Here is a 230-nt window from a genome sequence, read left to right as displayed (position 1 = left end):
AGACAATGACCGCTTTATAGTTACATTATGTCATGGACCAGCAGCACTACTTTCAGCAGGGCTTAACAGAGAAAAATCTCCATTAGAAGGATACTCTGTTTGTGTCTTCCCTGACTCATTAGATGAAGGTGCAAATATTGAAATAGGTTATTTACCTGGACGCTTGAAATGGTTAGTTGCTGATTTATTAACTAAACAAGGATTAAAAGTAGTTAACGACGATATGACAG

At 37.0% G+C, this 230-nt stretch carries 1 pseudogene; it reads left to right on the top strand.

Annotated elements, in window-relative coordinates:
* Nucleotides 1-230: pseudogene (locus tag F1003_RS19290) on the top strand (protein deglycase HchA); the annotation flags it as partial.

Source organism: Winogradskyella ouciana, assembly GCF_009709615.1.
Taxonomy (GTDB): Bacteria; Bacteroidota; Bacteroidia; order Flavobacteriales; family Flavobacteriaceae; genus Winogradskyella; species Winogradskyella ouciana.
Note: the sequence above shows the minus strand (reverse complement) of the source record. Positions and strands in the feature narration are given on the sequence as shown.